17 protein-coding genes are annotated in these 16,317 nt (G+C 63.5%); 9 read left to right on the plus strand and 8 right to left on the minus strand.

Features of this window, described 5'->3' with window-relative positions; translation table 11 throughout:
- Positions 1–242: 242 nt before the first annotated feature.
- The 8 genes from ABT375_RS21135 to ABT375_RS21170 form a co-directional block, all read right to left on the minus strand.
- Complete coding sequence (locus ABT375_RS21135) at positions 243–1,184, minus strand: alpha/beta hydrolase (protein ID WP_261936805.1); 942 nt, start codon at positions 1,182–1,184, stop codon at positions 243–245.
- A 3-nt stretch (positions 1,185–1,187) separates the two neighbouring features.
- Positions 1,188–2,006 (minus strand): sugar phosphate isomerase/epimerase family protein, encoded by an 819-nt coding sequence (locus ABT375_RS21140; RefSeq protein ID WP_416465075.1) that lies wholly within the window; start codon positions 2,004–2,006, stop codon positions 1,188–1,190.
- 10 nt (positions 2,007–2,016) lie between these two features.
- Positions 2,017–3,066 (minus strand): 4-hydroxy-2-oxovalerate aldolase, encoded by a 1,050-nt coding sequence (dmpG, locus tag ABT375_RS21145; RefSeq protein WP_416465076.1) that lies wholly within the window; start codon positions 3,064–3,066, stop codon positions 2,017–2,019.
- Positions 3,063–4,010 carry an acetaldehyde dehydrogenase (acetylating) gene (locus ABT375_RS21150; protein WP_416465077.1) on the minus strand — a complete coding sequence of 316 codons (948 nt, stop codon included), beginning with the start codon at positions 4,008–4,010 and terminating at the stop codon, positions 3,063–3,065. Before ABT375_RS21150 ends, dmpG begins: the two co-directional genes overlap by 4 nt.
- 12 nt (positions 4,011–4,022) lie before the next feature.
- Positions 4,023–4,727: a fumarylacetoacetate hydrolase family protein gene (locus tag ABT375_RS21155; RefSeq protein ID WP_416465890.1), complete on the minus strand. Its 705-nt coding sequence runs from the start codon at positions 4,725–4,727 to the stop codon at positions 4,023–4,025.
- Positions 4,728–4,804: 77 nt separating this feature from the next.
- The gene (locus ABT375_RS21160; protein ID WP_224549070.1) at positions 4,805–5,290 is read right to left on the minus strand and encodes a flavin reductase family protein; all 486 of its coding nucleotides are present in this window, start codon (positions 5,288–5,290) and stop codon (positions 4,805–4,807) included.
- A gap of 7 nt (positions 5,291–5,297) precedes the next feature.
- A complete protein-coding gene (locus ABT375_RS21165) occupies positions 5,298–6,113 on the minus strand; it encodes an alpha/beta fold hydrolase (protein ID WP_416465078.1) in 816 nt (271 codons plus the stop codon).
- A gap of 10 nt (positions 6,114–6,123) precedes the next feature.
- Positions 6,124–7,344 (minus strand): flavin-dependent monooxygenase, encoded by a 1,221-nt coding sequence (locus tag ABT375_RS21170; protein ID WP_416465079.1) that lies wholly within the window; start codon positions 7,342–7,344, stop codon positions 6,124–6,126.
- 275 nt (positions 7,345–7,619) lie between these two features.
- Here ABT375_RS21170 and ABT375_RS21175 point away from each other — a divergent pair, with 275 nt between their 5' ends.
- From ABT375_RS21175 to ABT375_RS21215, 9 genes are all read left to right on the plus strand, one after another.
- Complete coding sequence (locus ABT375_RS21175) at positions 7,620–8,537, plus strand: VOC family protein (RefSeq protein WP_261936812.1); 918 nt, start codon at positions 7,620–7,622, stop codon at positions 8,535–8,537.
- Between the two features lie 2 nt (positions 8,538–8,539).
- On the plus strand, positions 8,540–9,418 hold the full coding sequence (locus ABT375_RS21180) for a CoA transferase subunit A (RefSeq protein WP_261936813.1): 879 nt from the start codon (positions 8,540–8,542) through the stop codon (positions 9,416–9,418).
- A gap of 14 nt (positions 9,419–9,432) precedes the next feature.
- A complete protein-coding gene (locus ABT375_RS21185; protein WP_416465080.1) occupies positions 9,433–10,221 on the plus strand; it encodes a CoA-transferase subunit beta in 789 nt (262 codons plus the stop codon).
- Positions 10,221–11,126 (plus strand): enoyl-CoA hydratase, encoded by a 906-nt coding sequence (locus ABT375_RS21190; protein WP_416465892.1) that lies wholly within the window; start codon positions 10,221–10,223, stop codon positions 11,124–11,126. Before ABT375_RS21185 ends, ABT375_RS21190 begins: the two co-directional genes overlap by 1 nt.
- On the plus strand, positions 11,126–12,214 hold the full coding sequence (locus ABT375_RS21195) for an NAD(P)H-dependent flavin oxidoreductase (RefSeq protein ID WP_416465082.1): 1,089 nt from the start codon (positions 11,126–11,128) through the stop codon (positions 12,212–12,214). The genes ABT375_RS21190 and ABT375_RS21195 overlap by 1 nt, the downstream gene beginning before the upstream one ends.
- An 11-nt stretch (positions 12,215–12,225) precedes the next feature.
- Complete coding sequence (locus ABT375_RS21200) at positions 12,226–12,975, plus strand: enoyl-CoA hydratase family protein (protein WP_224549079.1); 750 nt, start codon at positions 12,226–12,228, stop codon at positions 12,973–12,975.
- Positions 12,975–14,129 (plus strand): acyl-CoA dehydrogenase, encoded by a 1,155-nt coding sequence (locus ABT375_RS21205; protein WP_416465084.1) that lies wholly within the window; start codon positions 12,975–12,977, stop codon positions 14,127–14,129. The genes ABT375_RS21200 and ABT375_RS21205 overlap by 1 nt, the downstream gene beginning before the upstream one ends.
- A gap of 174 nt (positions 14,130–14,303) precedes the next feature.
- A complete protein-coding gene (locus ABT375_RS21210; protein ID WP_416465085.1) occupies positions 14,304–15,173 on the plus strand; it encodes an acyl-CoA dehydrogenase family protein in 870 nt (289 codons plus the stop codon).
- Complete coding sequence (locus tag ABT375_RS21215) at positions 15,166–16,317, plus strand: acetyl-CoA C-acetyltransferase (RefSeq protein ID WP_416465087.1); 1,152 nt, start codon at positions 15,166–15,168, stop codon at positions 16,315–16,317. Before ABT375_RS21210 ends, ABT375_RS21215 begins: the two co-directional genes overlap by 8 nt.

Here is a 16,317-nt window from a genome sequence, read left to right on the forward strand (position 1 = left end):
TGCGTAATAAATGCACCTAATCAAAACGAGAATCAAGGTACTGATTCAAGCAAATATCGACCATTCGATCCGGCCCCCGACATGCCGGGCACGGCGACCGATAAGGCCGGTGGCTGACGCACTCCTCTACCGCTTTTGCCGCATTAGGCGGCTGGTCAACATGCAGGGTCGACGGACTCTGGCCGCCGAAAAATTGTCGGAATGGCGCGCGACACTGAGCCTTGCGCCATCCGGCGGGACGGTCAGGCGGTTTCGCTCGAATACAAGGCCTTGCGCAACGCAGCGCAGGCGTCGCGCTTCATCTGCCGGGCCAGAGCGGTATCGGGCATCACGTCGAATCCATGATAGGCGCCCGGATAGACGTGCATTTCCGTGGCTACGCCCGCCTCGATCAGGCGACGGGCATAATCCATGTCCTCGACCAGAAACAGATCGAGCGCGCCGACCGCGATGAAGGCGGGCGGCAGGCCGGTCAGGTCCTGCGCGCGAGCGGGCGCGGCATAGGGAGAGACGTCGGCCGATCCCGGCTCCTGCCCCAGCAACGAACGCCAGCCGAAGGCGTTGGCCTGCGGCGTCCAGACGAAGGCGCCGAGATGATCGGGGAGCCGCGTGATGCAGGTACGGTCGTCCAGCATGGGATAAATGAGATTCTGGTGCGCGATGGCCGGGCCGCCCCGATCGCGGGCCAGGAGCGCAAGCGCCGCGGCAAGCCCCCCGCCCGCGCTTTCGCCGCGAATGGCGATGCGCGCGGGATCGACGCCCAGACCGGTTGCGCTTTCGTGCAGCCAGCGGAGCGCAGCATAGCAATCCTCGACCGCGCCCGGCGCGACGGTTTCAGGCGCAAGACGATAGTCGACCGAGACGATGATCGCCGCGACCGACGCCGCCATTTCTATATTCGCCAGATGATTGGTACGGACCGACCCCACCACATAGCCGCCACCATGCACATGCAGGATCGCCGGAAGCGGTCCGGTCGCACCATCCGGCGTATAGATCCTGACCGACGGACCATCCGCCAGACGCTCTTCACGCCAGATGACGCCACTATTGTCCGGCTCCGGTGCCGTCGCCGACATCTGATCCATGCCTGCGCGGATCGCAGGAAGGCTGTCATTCGTCAGATCCAGCGGCGGCATGAAGTCCAGCCCCGGCAGCAGCGATGGATCGATCAGGTCACGCATGTCTCATACTCTCCGATTATCTTTTATCATCATGGCCTTGGTTGCCGCCACAGCACCACGCGCGCGCTCCAGCGCGGGGACGCCGGCCGCCATCGCCGCCTGCTGCGGCGCTTCCACGCTGATCGGAATATCGCGGTGGAGCGCAGTTAGGAAGGCCGGAATATCGAAATGCCCTTCGCCAGGCAGTTGCCGTTGCAGGCCCGCTTCCCATTCGATGCGGTCGGCCGGCAGGGCCGCTGGCCCGTCGCTGATCTGCGCCATGCGGATGTGCGGCACCGCCAGCGAGGCCATGCTGCTGCCGACCTCCCCACCCCGCATGATATGGAGCAGATCGACCGTGACGCCGACATCGTCGCGGCCCAATCGCTCGACCGTGGCGAGCGCGTCAGCGAGAGTTCGTATCTGTGAAGGAGGATAGAATTCGATAGCAAGATCAATGCTATATTGTTCGGCTAGGTCGGCCAGTTCGCTCAAACGATCGATCTGGCGCGCGAGATCGCGGTCGTAGCAAAGGACATTAGCCAACCGCCCGCCCAGTTCGGCGGCCACCGCCAGCGCAGGCTCGAAATCCGCGACCACGGTGCGGCGCGCCAAGGTGAAGGGGTAGACGAGATCGACCGTCAATCCGCCCGCGGCCAGCGCCGCGCGGGTGGCGCGACGCTCGGCCGCGTCGGTGACGAGGTCGTAGTCGGGCATGGCGGGCAATACCGCCATCGAATGCAGGAACGGGCAAATGCCCGAACAACCCGTCGCGGCGGCGATGTCTGCCAGCCGCGACGGGGTCGTGTCGGTTACGCTGATATGGTCGAGCGACAGCTGCATGGCCGATCGATCAGCCGACTGCTTCGCGCGCCTTCACCATGTCGAGCGCGACATCGACGATCATGTCCTCCTGTCCGCCGACCATCTTGCGCCGGCCCAGTTCGACCAAAATGGTGCGGGTGTCGAGACCATAGGTTTCGGCTGCCTTTTCCGCGTGACGCAGGAAACTGGAATAGACCCCCGCATAGCCAAGCGCCAGGGTTTCGCGATCGACCCGCACCGGGCGGTCCTGCAACGGGCGGACGAGATCTTCGGCCGCGTCCATCAGCATCATGACGTCGCAGCCATGGTTCCAGCCCTTGCGATCGGCGGCGGCGACGAACACTTCGAGCGGCGCATTCCCCGCGCCCGCACCCATGCCGGTCAGCGATGCGTCGATGCGCACCGCGCCTCCCTGCGCCGCGACGATCGAGTTGGCGACGCCCAGCGCAAGATTGTGATGGGCGTGCATGCCGCGCTGGGTTTCGGGCTTGAGGACGCGATCATAGGCTTCGAGCCGGGCCTTCACCCCGTCCATGTCGAGCGCACCGCCGCTGTCGGTCACATAGACGCATTGCGCGCCATAGCTTTCCATCAACGCCGCCTGCTGCGCGAGCTTTTCCGGCTCGATCATATGGCTCATCATCAGGAAGCCGGCGACGTCCATGCCCAGGTCGCGGGCGATGCCGATATGCTGCTTGGACACATCGGCTTCGGTGCAATGGGTCGCCACGCGGACCGATCGCACGCCGATATCATAGGCGCGGCGCAGCTCATCGACCGTGCCAACGCCCGGCAGAATAAGGGTGGTCAGGACCGATCGGGTCAGCACAGAGGCGACTGCCTCCAGCCATTCCCAGTCGGTATGCGCGCCGAAACCATAGTTGAAGCTGGCGCCGCTGAGGCCATCGCCATGGGCGACCTCGATCGCGTCCACGCCCGCCTCGTCCAGCGCCTTGGCGATCGCCATCACATGGTCGATGCCATACATGTGACGGATGGCGTGCATCCCGTCGCGCAGGGTGACGTCCTGAATGTAGAGTTTGTCGCCGGCTTCGACGTTGAACTTGGTGCTGCTCATGCCGCCACCTTCTTGCCTTCGAGGATACGCTGCGCGAGCAGCTCGCCGGTCGCCTTTGCGGCCGCGGTCATGATGTCGAGATTGCCCGAATAGCTGGGCAAATAGTCCCCCGCGCCTTCGACTTCGAGCAGGATCATCGCCTTGATGCCGGTGAACTCGCCGCGACCGGGAATTTTGAGCTTGTTGTTGTCGCCGAAGCGTTCGAACTGCACTTCCTGCTTCAGACGATAGCCCGGCACATAGGCCTGCACCTTCTTCACCATCGCCTCGACCGACGCACGGATGGCGTCTTCGTCGGCGCCTTCGGACAGGGTGAAGACCGTATCGCGCATGATCATCGGCGGTTCGGCGGGGTTGAGGATGATGATCGCCTTGCCCTGCGCCGCGCCGCCGACCTTTTCGATCGCGCCGGCGGTGGTGCGGGTGAACTCGTCGATATTGGCCCGTGTGCCGGGCCCGGCGGAGCGCGAAGACACCGACGCGACGATCTCGGCATAATGGACGGTTGCGACCTGGCTGACGGCGGCGACCATCGGGATCGTCGCCTGACCGCCGCAGGTCACCATGTTGACGTTGGGCTGATCCAGATTGGCGTCGCCATTGACCGTGGGGATCGTATAGGGGCCGATCGCCGCAGGGGTAAGGTCCACCACCTGCTTGCCGTCGGCACGCAGGGCGGCGTCATGGACCTTATGCGCATAGGCGCTGGTCGCGTCGAACACGATCCCTATGTCGGAATAGGCTTCCATCTTCTGGAGGCCGTCCAGCCCTTCATGGGTGGTGGCCACGCCGCGTTCGCGGGCCATGGCCAGACCTTCGGACGCCTCGTCGATGCCGACGACCGCCACCAACTCCATATTTTGCGGATATTTGACCATCTTGATCATCAGGTCGGTGCCTATATTGCCCGAACCGATGATCGCTGCCTTGACCTTGTCCGTCATGAAACCTCCACTTTAAACGAAGCGCGCAGTGCAGGCGCCCACGCCATGCAACTGCATTTCAAATATGTCGCCGGCCTTCGCCGGTTCCAGCGGCACCAGGCTGCCCGACAGGATCACGTCGCCAGCCTCCAGCGTCACGCCATAGGCACCCAATGTATTGGCCAGCCACGCAACGGCCTCGGCGGGCGAGCCCTGCACCGCATGGCCATAGCCTTCAGAGAGCGGCTGGCCGTTCTTGGTCACGGTGACGTGGAGGTTGGGCAGGTCGTGGTCACGCGGATCGGCGCGCGCGTCACCCAGCACATAGACGCCGCAGGACGCATTGTCGGCGATGGTATCGACGATGCCGATCTTCCAGTTTTCGATCCGGCTGTCGACGATTTCGAAACAGGGAATGATCGCTTCGGTTGCCGCAATGACCTGCGTCGCGGTGACGCCCGGTCCTTTGAGACTGTCCTTCAGGATGAAGCCGATCTCTGCCTCGGCGCGTGGCTGGATAAGACCATTCGCCTTGACGTCGATATCACCTTGCACATGCATTCTGTCGGTCAGGAAACCGAAGTCAGGCTGATGCACTCCCAGCATGTCTTGTACCGCCTTCGACGTCACACCGATCTTCTTGCCAACGACCCGTTCGCCATCAGCCTTGCGCTTTTCCAGCGCGCCCAGCGAGATGGCATAGGCATCGTCGATCGTCAGGTCCGGAAACCGGCTCATCAACGGCGGGACGGCGCGTTCTTCCCGCAAGGCGCGATAGAGTTCATGGGCAAGGCCGTCGTTCAGGCTAGTGTCGCTCACAGATAGGCTCCGTCCTGATAGATGAGGGGATCGACGGTTTCGCCGAGACGCACAGCGTCCACGCGCGCCACCACGATGCTATGGGTGCCAAAGGGCGTCATGCTGAAGATCGTGCAGGCGAGATTCGCCTGCGCTTCGTCCAGCATCGGCAGGTCGTGGTGATCCGGCACCCAGCGGCCGACGGCAAAACGCGCCTCTTGCGCCATAGCGCCGCCGAACGCGACCGACACCGCGCGCTGATGGCGCGAGAGGATGTTGATGCTGATGGGGCAGCCTGGGGCGAGGCAGGGATGAATGCCCGTCGACTGGCCGACGCAGACCAGTATCGCCGGCGGATCGACGGTCAGCGAAGTGATGGAGGTCGCCGCCATGCCGACGGGACCGTGCGCGCCCTTCGCCGCGACGATCGCCACGCCGGACGCCAGACGTCGCATCGCGCCGCGAAAATCCTGCGCGACATCCACCGGACGGCGCACAGTCATGGCGGCACTAGCCATGGAGGAATTCGAGCGCATAGCGATTAAACTCTGCGGCCCGCTCCACCTGTACCCAATGACCGACCTTGTTGAACGTCACGCAGCGCACGTCGGGGCACGCCTCGAAAAAGAGTGTGATGCCCTCCAGCGGCATGAAGCGCTCATTATAGCCCCAGAAGAGCAGGATCGGCATGGTGAGTTCACCCAGGCGCGGCGCCAGATTGGGCGTACGCATCCGCATGATCACATCCTTGGGCTGGGTGCGGGCGACGGCGAAGCGTTCTTTAACCAGGTCATCCGTGACATGGACGGGATCATGAACCAGATTGGTTATCAATCGACGCTGTTCATCTTCGTTGAAATCGGGACCGCCAAAGGAACTGACCATGCCGGCGATACCCGGCATCTTGAAATAATGCTCGCGCTCATGAATGCAGCCCGGCGCCATCAGGATCAGGCGGTCGACAAAGGCCGGATGGTCGAGCGCCATCTGGATCGCGATACCGCCGCCCAGGGAGTTGCCGACCAATATCGCCTTGTCCACGCCATGGGCGACAAGCGCTTCATAGAGGGTGTCGGTGAAAAGTTGCAGCGTATAGTCGATATCTTCGGGCTTGGACGACGCGCCATAGCCGATCAGGTCAGGCAGGATGACGCGAAATCCGGCGCCTGCGAAGGCCTGCACATTCTGCCGGAAATTGGACTGGCCCGAAGCACCCGGTCCGCTGCCATGGATGAAGACCAGCGCGGGGCCGGCACCCACTTCGGCCACCATAATGTCATGGCCGCCCGCCACGCGATGCGTGCGGCGGCTGATATCATGCGTCATATGATGCTCCTCAGACGAAGGTGAAGGCCGGCGCTTCGCCGAGCATGGTGCCGACCACGTCGCCGGTGCGGTTGGCGGGATCGTTGGCGACATGCGCGCGGGCGGCATGAAGGTCGAGCCAGGGCTGGAGGATCGGACTGGACATGTAGACGGCCCGGCCGCCGAGCAGTTTCACCATGTCGTCGGCCAGGTCCGCCAGACGGCGCACGACGCTGGCCGACTGATAGGCGAACAGCGCGCGGCGCTGCATCGGAATGGCCTCGTCGCGTTCGGCATAGCCGATCAGCTCGTCGAAGGTCGCGCGATGGGTCAGCTCCATCTCGTCGGTTTCGGCGATGGCGCGGGCGATGGCAGCGTGCAGGTTCGGATCAGCCTTGGACGCCTTGCCGGTGTTGGTGGATATCCGGCTCTGCATGATCTCGATCGCCGCCTGGATGGCGGCGCGCATACCACCGAAAGCAGCGGTGGAAACGGAGCGCGTGAACAATTGCGCCCAGGGCATACGATAGAGCGGGCCGTCATTGGCCTCCTGTCCCGGATTCTTGCAGGCGAAGCCATCGGCAGCACGATGGGTACGATATTCGGGGACGAACACCCGCTCCACGAGGATGTCGAAACTGCCTGTACCCTGCAGCCCGAACGTATCCCATGTCCCTTCGATCACCTGATAGTCCGAGCGCGGCAACAGGAAGGTGCGCATGTCAGGCGGGCCGCCATCGGTGTCGAAATTGATCGCGCCCAGAAGCACCCAGCCGCAATGGCTCGAGCCCGAGGAAAAGCCCCAGCGCCCCGACAGGTAGAAACCGCCTTCCGCTTTCTCCACCTTGCCCACCGGCTGATAGGTGGAGGACACCAGCATGTCAGGATCGTCGCCCCAGACATCTTGCTGCGCCCGGTCGTCGAACAACGCCAGTTCATAAGGATGACAGCCCAGCACGCCGTAGATCCAGCCAGTCGACATGCAGCCTTCGGCCAGCGCCTTCTGCACGTCGAAGAAGACATTGGGATGCATCTCGTAACCGCCATGACGGCGCGGCTGGAGGATACGGAAGAATCCCGCCTCGGTCATTTCCGCCACCGTTACGCGCGGTACGTCATTGGCCGCCGTGCAGCCGCGCGCGCGGCTTTTCAGCAGGGGAATCATGGCTCGCGCCCTTTCGACCAGCGCCTCGGCGGACGGCGCAAGCGCTTCGCCATTTCCCGTCGATCGACTTGCTGCTGCCGCGGTCATCCTCGTCTCCATCCAAAGTCTCCTGGACCATTTTGGCTATATGCGTAGTTTATATAATTTTAAAATACGCAAAATGTCAAGCACAGGAGGGGTTGCACATTCTGCGCGATGCATATAGGCAGATTTACAACGAATTGCCATTATTTCGTTGCAAATCGTGGAAAATGACATGCATCACAAGCATGTTCGTGGTCCAAAATATGGAATTGCGTATTATAACGCGATTCATGCGGCGACATTGGAATGATGCAGGATGATAGGATGAGGCGGCAGGAATGGCTGTAATTTCGCTGGGCTATGTGATGATCGAGGCGCGTGACCTGAACGACTGGCGCGCCTTCGCCTGCGATATTGCGGGCCTGATGCCGACAACGGCGTCGCGGGACGATGTCGCCCTGTTCCGCATGGACGATCGCCCGTTCCGTCTCTGGGTACAGAAGGGCGCGCGCAACGCGTTTATCGCACCGGGATGGGAGTGTGCGAGTCGCGAGGATTTCGATGCACTTCTGGCCAGACTGGAAGCGGCAGGGCGGCCGGTCGAACGCGCCGACATCATGGAAGCGCGCGCGCGGCAGGTCTATGAACTGGCGCGGTCGTCGGACCCTGCCGGCAACGCGATGGAAATCTTCTACGGCCGGTTCGTGGATTACGCTCCCTTCGTCTCGCCCGCGGGCGTCAGCGGCTTCGTGACCGGCGACAATGGCGACATGGGCCTTGGCCATGTCGTGCTCACCGCCCCCAATTTCGCGGAAACGCACAATTTCTACAAGGATGTGATGGGCTTTGGCGATACCGACCTCGGCCGTTTCTTCCTGATGGGCGGCGGGCCGGACGATCCCGGCGTCGGCTTCGCCTTCCTTCACTGCAATGGTCGCCACCACAGCCTGGCGCTCGGCCAGATGCCGGAAAGCCCGAACGGCGCCGTCCATATGATGCTGGAAGCCGCGACTCTGGAAGATGTCGGCCGCGCCTATGACCGCGTACTCAAGAGCAAGGGGAAAGTACCGCTGTCCGCAACGCTGGGCCGTCACGTCAACGACAAGATGACGAGCTTCTACATGCAGACGCCCGGCGGCTTCGACATTGAATATGGCTGGAACGGCCTGGTCATCGATCCGGCCACCTGGGTTCCGACCACCAGCATGACGGTAAGCGATTGGGGCCACAAATGGGCCCATGAGAAGGACGACTGAAGATGCTCGATAAACGGATGACGGCGCAGGACGTCGTCGGACAATTGTCCGATGGCATGACGATCGGCATTGGCGGCTGGGGGCCGCGCCGCAAGCCCATGGCGCTGGTCCGCGCGATCATGCGATCCGACCTGAAAGATCTGACCATCGTCGCCTATGGCGGCGCCGACGTCGGGATGCTGTGCGCGGCGGGCAAGGTCAGGAAATTGATCTTCGCCTTCGTGTCGCTCGACGCCATTCCACTCGAACCCTGGTTCCGCAAGGCGCGCGAAGCGGGGCAGATCGAGGTGCTGGAACTGGACGAGGGAATGTTCCAATGGGGGCTGAAGGCCGCCGCTTTCGGCCTGCCCTTCCTGCCGACGCGCGTCGGGCTGGGCACCGATCTGGCCGAGCTGGGCGGTCTCAAGACCGTGCAGTCGCCCTATGCCGACGCGGAAACATTGATCGCCATGCCTGCGCTGAAGCTGGACGTCGCGCTGCTCCACGTCAATCGCAGCGACTGGCGGGGCAATGTCCACCTCTTCGGCCCCGACCCCTATTATGACGAATGGTTCGCCAAGGCTGCGACCAAAACCTATGCGTCGACAGAGGAACTGGTCGACCGGATGGAAGATCATTATCCGCAGGACGCGCACTATAATGTGTTCGAACGCTGCTTCGTCAGCGGCGTCATCCATGCACCCTGCGGCGCGCACCCCAGTTCCATGCCGCCCGCCTATGGCTGGGACATGAAAGCGTTCAAATCCTATGCCGACGCGGCACGGGAGCCGGGCGACTGGGCGACGGTGGCCGACCGCTTCGTCGGCGCGACCGAAGCGGCCTATCTGGATAGCATTGGCGGAAAGGAGGCGGTAGCGGCTCTCCCGCTCCCGATATTCTGATGACTGAAGTAATAATGACTGAAGCGACTCTGGCAGAACTCTGCATTTTCGCCTGTTCGGAGGCTTTCCGGGGCAATGGCGAGATCATCGCTACCGGCGTCGGCCCCGTGCCACGCCTGGGCGCCAGCCTCGCCAAGCTGACCCACAGCCTCGAACTGATGATGACCGATGGCGAAGCCTATCTGGTCGAACAGCCGGTGCCGATCGGCCCGCGCGGCTATGACGACCGCAAGGCTGCGGGCCACCTGCCCTTCTCGCGCTTCTTCGACAGCGCGGTGTGGACGGGACGCCGCCATGCGATGGTAACGCCGACGCAACTCGACCGTTTCGGCCAGATCAATTTGAGCTATCTGGGTGGCACCTATGACAAGCCCAAGACGCAGATGCTGGGCGTGCGCGGCTTTCCGGGCAATACCATCTACCACGCCAACAGCTTCTTCTTCCCGATACATTCGGCGCGCACCTTCGTCGCGGGCGACGTCGATATGGTGTCGGGCGTGGGCTATAATCCGGCCAAGCGGGTCCCAGGCGGCAACTATGCGGGTGTCGACCTGCGCCGGATCGTCACCAACCTGTGCGTCATGGATTTCGGTGGCACGAACAACGCTATCCGGGTCGTGTCCCTGCATCCGGGCGTGACCTTCGAGGAGGTGCAGGACGCGACCGGCTTCCCGCTGGAAAAGGGCGAGATCGTCGAAACACCGATACCGAATGCCGAGGCGCTGACGATCATCGCCAGCCTCGACCCCCACAATATCCGCGCATCCGTCATCAAGGACAATCCGCCTGCAAGGAGGGCATGATGAGCGACAGTGATCGTCTGGTCGAACCGCAAGAGGTCGACATCGTCTATGAGACCGACGAGCCGGTCACCTATGAAGTGATCGACCATGTCGCATGGATCATGTTGAACCGTCCGGGCTTCAACAACGCCCAGAACGGCCAGATGACCTATGCGCTGGACGACGCCTTCATGACTGCGACGAACGACGATGACGTCCGGGCGATCGTGCTGGGCGGCAACGGCAAGCATTTTTCCGCCGGGCACGACATCGGCACGCCGGGACGCGACTTGCACAGACATTTCGACAACCGGTTGATGGTGCCGGGCCACGTTAACAAGCCCGCGGCCGAGCTGCTCTACACCCGCGAGAAAGAGCAATATGTCGGGATGTGCCGGCGCTGGCGCGACGTCGCCAAACCGACCATCGCGATGGTGCAGGGAGCCTGCGTCGCGGGCGGGTTGATGCTGGCCTGGGTCTGCGACCTGATCGTGGCGAGCGAGGACGCCTTCTTCCAGGATCCGGTCAACCGCATGGGCATTCCGGGCGTCGAATACTTCGCCCATGCCTATGAGCTGCCGCCACGTATCGCCAAGGAGTTCCTGTTGCTGGGCGAGCGCATGACCGCGCAGCGCGCCGAACAGTTCGGCATGGTGAACAAGGTCGTGTCCCGCGAGGCGCTGCGCGAGACGGTGGCGGCGATGGCGGCAAAGCTGGTCGCGCAGCCACGCCTGGGCAACTGGCTGACCAAGCAGGCGGTCAACCATGTCGAGGAACTGATGGGCAAGCGCAATGCCATCGAGGCGCAATATCATATGCACCATTTCGCCCATGCCCAGAATGACCTGACGATGGGCAATTCGATCGGCGGCCTCGACGGCAAGGCGATGGCTGCCGCGAACAAGAAAGACGCGGGCGAAGGTTGATGGGCGATCCGCTGCATACAATCATGACCGAGCGGCTGGGGTGTCGCTGGCCGATCATCCAGACCGCGATGGGTTGGGTGGCCGAACCCTCGCTCGTCATCGGCTCCACCAAGGCCGGCGCGTTCGGTTTTCTGGGCGCGGCGGTGATGACGCCGGACGAAGCGCGCGCGAAGCTATTGGCGGTGCGGCGCGGCACCGATCGACCCTTCGGCGTCAATTTCCACATGTTCCAGCCGGGTGCCGACCAGATTGTCGAGCTGATCCTGGCCAACAGGGATCAGGTGCGCGCGGTGAGCTTCGGGCGCGGCCCCAATGCCAAGATGATCGCGCGGTTCAAGGATGCGGGCATCCTCTGCGTGCCGACTGTGGGCGCGGTGAAACATGCGCAGAAGATGGTCGAACTGGGTGTCGACATGGTCAATGTGCAGGGCGGCGAAGGCGGCGGCCATACCGGATCGGTGCCGACCACCGTGCTGCTGCCACAGGTGTTGGACGCGGTGCAGGTGCCGGTGATCGCCAGCGGCGGCTTTGCTGACGGGCGCGGGTTGGCGGCGGCGCTGGCCTATGGCGCGGTGGGCATCGCCATGGGTACGCGTTTCCTGCTGACGCAGGAAAGCCCGGTGCCGGACAGCGCCAAGGCGGAATATCTCAAGGCCGGCACCGACCGCATCATCGTTACCACCAGGCTGGACGGGATTCCGCAGCGGATGATCGCCACGAAACTGATGGACCGGATCGAAAAGTCGGGGACACTGGGCATGTGGCTGCGCGCCATCGAGGCCAGCATGGCGATGAAGAAGCAGACCGGTGCGAGCTGGATGGGTCTCATCAAGTCCGCGCGGGGTATGACCGCCCATGGCGCCATGCCACTCAAACAGGCGATGATGGCCGCGACCGCCCCGATGCTGATCCAGAAGGCGGTGGTCGACGGCGATATCGAACATGGCGTGATGGCGACCGGCGTGGTCGGCGGACGCATCAACGAAATTCCAAGCTGCCAGCAACTCGTCGATCGCATTGTCGAAGAAGCCCATGGGCGGCTTAACGCGCTGGCCTCCATGGGTCGAGAGACCGCTCCGGCGCTCTGAGGGAGGATAAGATGCCGATCACATGCACCATCGAAAACCGGATCGCGGAAATTGTCTTCGATCATGCGCCGGTCAACGCCTTCGACAGCGCGACCTGGAACAGCCTGCCCAGGATCATCACCGATGCGGCGCGCAACGAGGACGTTCATTGCATCCTGATCCGCGCGGAGGGGCGCGGCTTTTGCGGCGGCGTCGATATCAAGGAGATGCAGGCCCACCCCGAGCGCATCCCGCACCTCAATCGCGGCAATTACCTGACCTTCAAGGCGATCCACGAAGCCGAAATTCCGGTCGTGGTCGCAGTCCACAAATTCGTGATCGGTGGCGGCATCGGCATTTGCGGCGCGTCCGACACGATCATCGCGGCGGAGGACGCCTATTTCTCGCTGCCGGAGATCGATCGCGGCGCGATGGGCGGGGCCAGCCACATGTCGCGCATGTTGCCGCTGCACAAGGTGCGCGCGGCCTTCTTTACCGGCGGCACTATCCCCGCGCAGGAAGCCTATCGCCTGGGCGCGGTAGAGAAGGTCGTGCCACGCGCCGATCTGGAAAGCGAAGCCCGCGCCTTCGCCGCGCTGATCGCGTCCAAGTCGCGCAAGGCGCTCGTGATCGCCAAGGAAGCATTGAACGGTCTGGAAGCCCGCGACGTCGACCGGGGCTATCGCTGGGAACAGGGCTTCACCTTGGAAATGTACATGCACGAGGACAGCCAGAAGGCGCGCGACGCCTTTGTCGACACGGGCAAGGCGGCCCGGTTCTGATGGACCTGAGCTACACTCCCGAACAACAGGCGTTCCGGGCCGAGGTGCGCGCATGGCTGGAAGCCCATGTGCCCACCGCGCCGCTGGAACATTATGACGCAACGCGCGAAGGCTTTGAGGCCCATCGCGCATGGGAAAAGACGCTCAAGTCCGGCGACTGGGGCATGGTGACATGGCCGGTCGAATATGGCGGGCGCGGCCTCGACCTCATCCAATGGCTGATCTTCGAGGAGGAATATTATCGCGCCGGAGCGCCGGGTCGGGTCAACCAGAACGGCATCTTCCTCCTCGGCCCGACGCTGATCGAATATGGCACCCATGCGCAGAAGCAGCGTTTCCTTCCCTCCATGGCGAGCGGCGAGGAAATCTGGGCGCAGGCCTGGTCCGAACCGCAGGCCGGGTCCGATCTGGCCGGCGTGCGGGCGACCTGCGTGGCCGACGGTGAGGATTATATCCTCAACGGCCACAAAATCTGGTCGAGCCGCGCTGTGTTCGCCGACTGGGCGTTCGGCCTGTTCCGCACGCCGGGGACGGAGCGGCACAAGGGGATGAGCCTCATCTTCTTCCCGCTCGACGCGCCGGGCGTGACCGTCAACGCGATCAAGAAGATCAACGGCCATGTCGGCTTTGCGGAAATCTTCCTAGAGAATGTGCGCGTCCCCGCCTTCAACCGTCTGGGTGACGAAGGCCAGGGCTGGCATATCTGCATGGCGACAGCGGGCTTCGAGCGCGGGCTGATGCTGCGCTCTCCTGCCCGCTATCAGGTCGCTGCGGCGAAGCTGGCCGCGCTGTGGCAAGCACATAAGGAAACGGCCGATCCCGCGCTGGAAGCCGATGTGGTGCGCGCGCACATGAACGCAGAGGCCTATGCGCTCAACATCTACCAGACCGCCTCGCGGCTGATGGCGGGGGCGAAGATCGGGCCGGAAGCCTCCACCAACAAGATTTTCTGGTCGGAACTCGACATCCACCTGACCCAGACCGCGCTGTCCATCCTCGGCCCTGTCGCCGAACTGACGCAGGACGCGCCGGACGCGAATCCGGTCGACTGGATCGACGACCATATCTTCGCGCTTGCGGGCCCCATCTATGCCGGGTCGAACGAGATCCAGCGCAACATCATCGCCGAGCGGATGCTCGGCTTGCCGCGCTGAGGAGGGCGGACATGGATTTCACCCTCAGCGACGAACAGATGATGTTCGCGGAGACGGCGCGGACGCTCTTCGCCGATAGCTGCACGCCCGATCACTGGCGCAAGATGATGGAAGGGGGCGCCGCGCGCGACGATGCCCGTTGGGCGTCTATCGTCGAAACCGGCCTGAGTTCTGGTGCTGCTGCCCGAAAGCGCAGGCGGCATCGACCTGTCCGAAATCGACTTCACCCTGATCGCCCAGGAAGCGGGCTATGTCGCGCTCCCTGAGCCGCTGGTCGAAAGCGCGGGCGTCGCCGCGCCGATGCTGGCTGCGCTGGCACCCGGTCATGCGGCGCTTGCTGATCCGCTCGCTACCATCGCCATCGCGCATCCGATCAATCCTTTCGTCGCCAATGCCGACAGCGCGGCGGCGATCCTGCTGGAGAAGGAGGGCGAGGCTTATCTCGTCACGCCCGATCAGGTGACGCTGACCGCGCAGGCAAGCATCGATCCCTTTCGCCGCCTGTTCCGCGTGGAATGGGACGCGGCCAACGCTACGCCGCTGGGCAAGGCAGACTGGGACTTGGCCCTCGACCGGGCGGCGCTGTTCAACGCCGCCATGGGCCTCGGTCTCGCACAGCGCGCGGTCGATCTGGCGGTCGACTATGCCAAGGAACGACAGCAGTTCGGCAAACCCATCGGCAGCTATCAGGCGGTTAAGCATCATCTGGCTTCCGCACAGGTCGCGATCGAATTCGCCCGGCCTGTCGTCATGGCGGCGGCCGCGGAAATCGGCCATCGCGACATGCAGGCGCGCGCGCGCGTCAGCCATGCAAAGATCGTCGCGCTGGAAGCCGCCGACAAGGCCGCCCGCGCTTCGATCCAGGTGCATGGCGCCATGGGCTATAGCTGGGAGGTCGACGCCCACCTCTTCCTCAAACGCGCGCTGGCGCTGAGCCGGAATTGGGGCACGCCCGCCTTCCACCGCGCCCGCATCGCGCAGCGGCTGTTTACCCAGCCCAACGGCCCCGACCAGACCTTCGCCAGAGAGAGCAAAAATGCCTGAAGCCTATATCATCGACGCCGTCCGCTCGCCCATTGGGCGTAAAAAGGGTAGCCTCGCGGGCGTCCACCCGGCCGACCTTGGCGCACATCCGATCCGGGAGCTGGTGAAGCGCACAGGCATCGATCCGGTTCTGGTCGATGATGTCGTCTGGGGCTGCTGCGACACGATCGGTCCGCAGGCAGGCGATATCGGCCGGACTGCATGGCTGGTGGCGGGTTTGCCGGAGGAAGTGCCGGGCGTTACCGTCGACCGCCAGTGCGGCTCCAGCCAGCAGGCCGTGCATTTCGCGGCGCAGGGCGTGATGAGCGGCACGCAGGATTTCGTTATCGCGGGCGGCAGTCAGGCGATGAACGCCATTCCGATCTCCGCCGCCATGTTCGCGGGGCAGGCCTATGGCTTCGACAGCCCTTTTCAGGGCGCGAAGGGCTGGGACGCCCGATATGGCGGTGAGGAAGTGAACCAGATTCGCTCCGCCGAGATGATCGCGGAAAAATGGGGCATCAGCCGTGCGGCGATGGAAGCGTTCGCGCTTGCCTCCCACCAGCGCGCGCAGGCGGCCTGGGACAAGGGCTGGTTCGACAAGGAAATCGTGGCCCTGAACGGCTTGTCGAAGGACGAAACCATCCGCCCTGCCACCACATTGGAAGGACTGGCCGGTCTCAACCCGGTGCGCGATGGCGGCATCGTCACCGCCGGCGTCGCCAGCCAGAATTGCGACGCCGCCGCCGCACTGCTGATCGCCAGCGAACAGGCGGTGAAGGCGCATAGCCTCAAGCCCCGCGCCCGTATCCATCATCTCTCGGTGCGCGCCGCCAATCCGGTGTGGATGCTGACCGGCCCGATCCCGGCGACCCAATATGCGCTGAAGAAAGCGGGCATGTCGGTCAGCGACATCGACCTGTTCGAATGCAACGAAGCCTTCGCCAGTGTGCCCATGGCATGGATGAAGGAACTCGACATTCCTCATGAGAAGGTGAACGTACATGGTGGCGCGATCGCACTCGGCCATCCGATCGGCGCAACCGGCGCCCGACTGATGACCACTCTGCTCAATGCCCTCGAGCGCACCGGCGGCCGCTATGGCCTTCAGACCATGTGCGAAGGCGGCGGACAGGCCAACGTCACCATCATCGAGCGGCTGTAA

Source organism: Sphingomonas sp. VDB2 (genome assembly GCF_047946695.1).
Taxonomy (GTDB): Bacteria; Pseudomonadota; Alphaproteobacteria; order Sphingomonadales; family Sphingomonadaceae; genus Sphingobium; species Sphingobium bisphenolicum.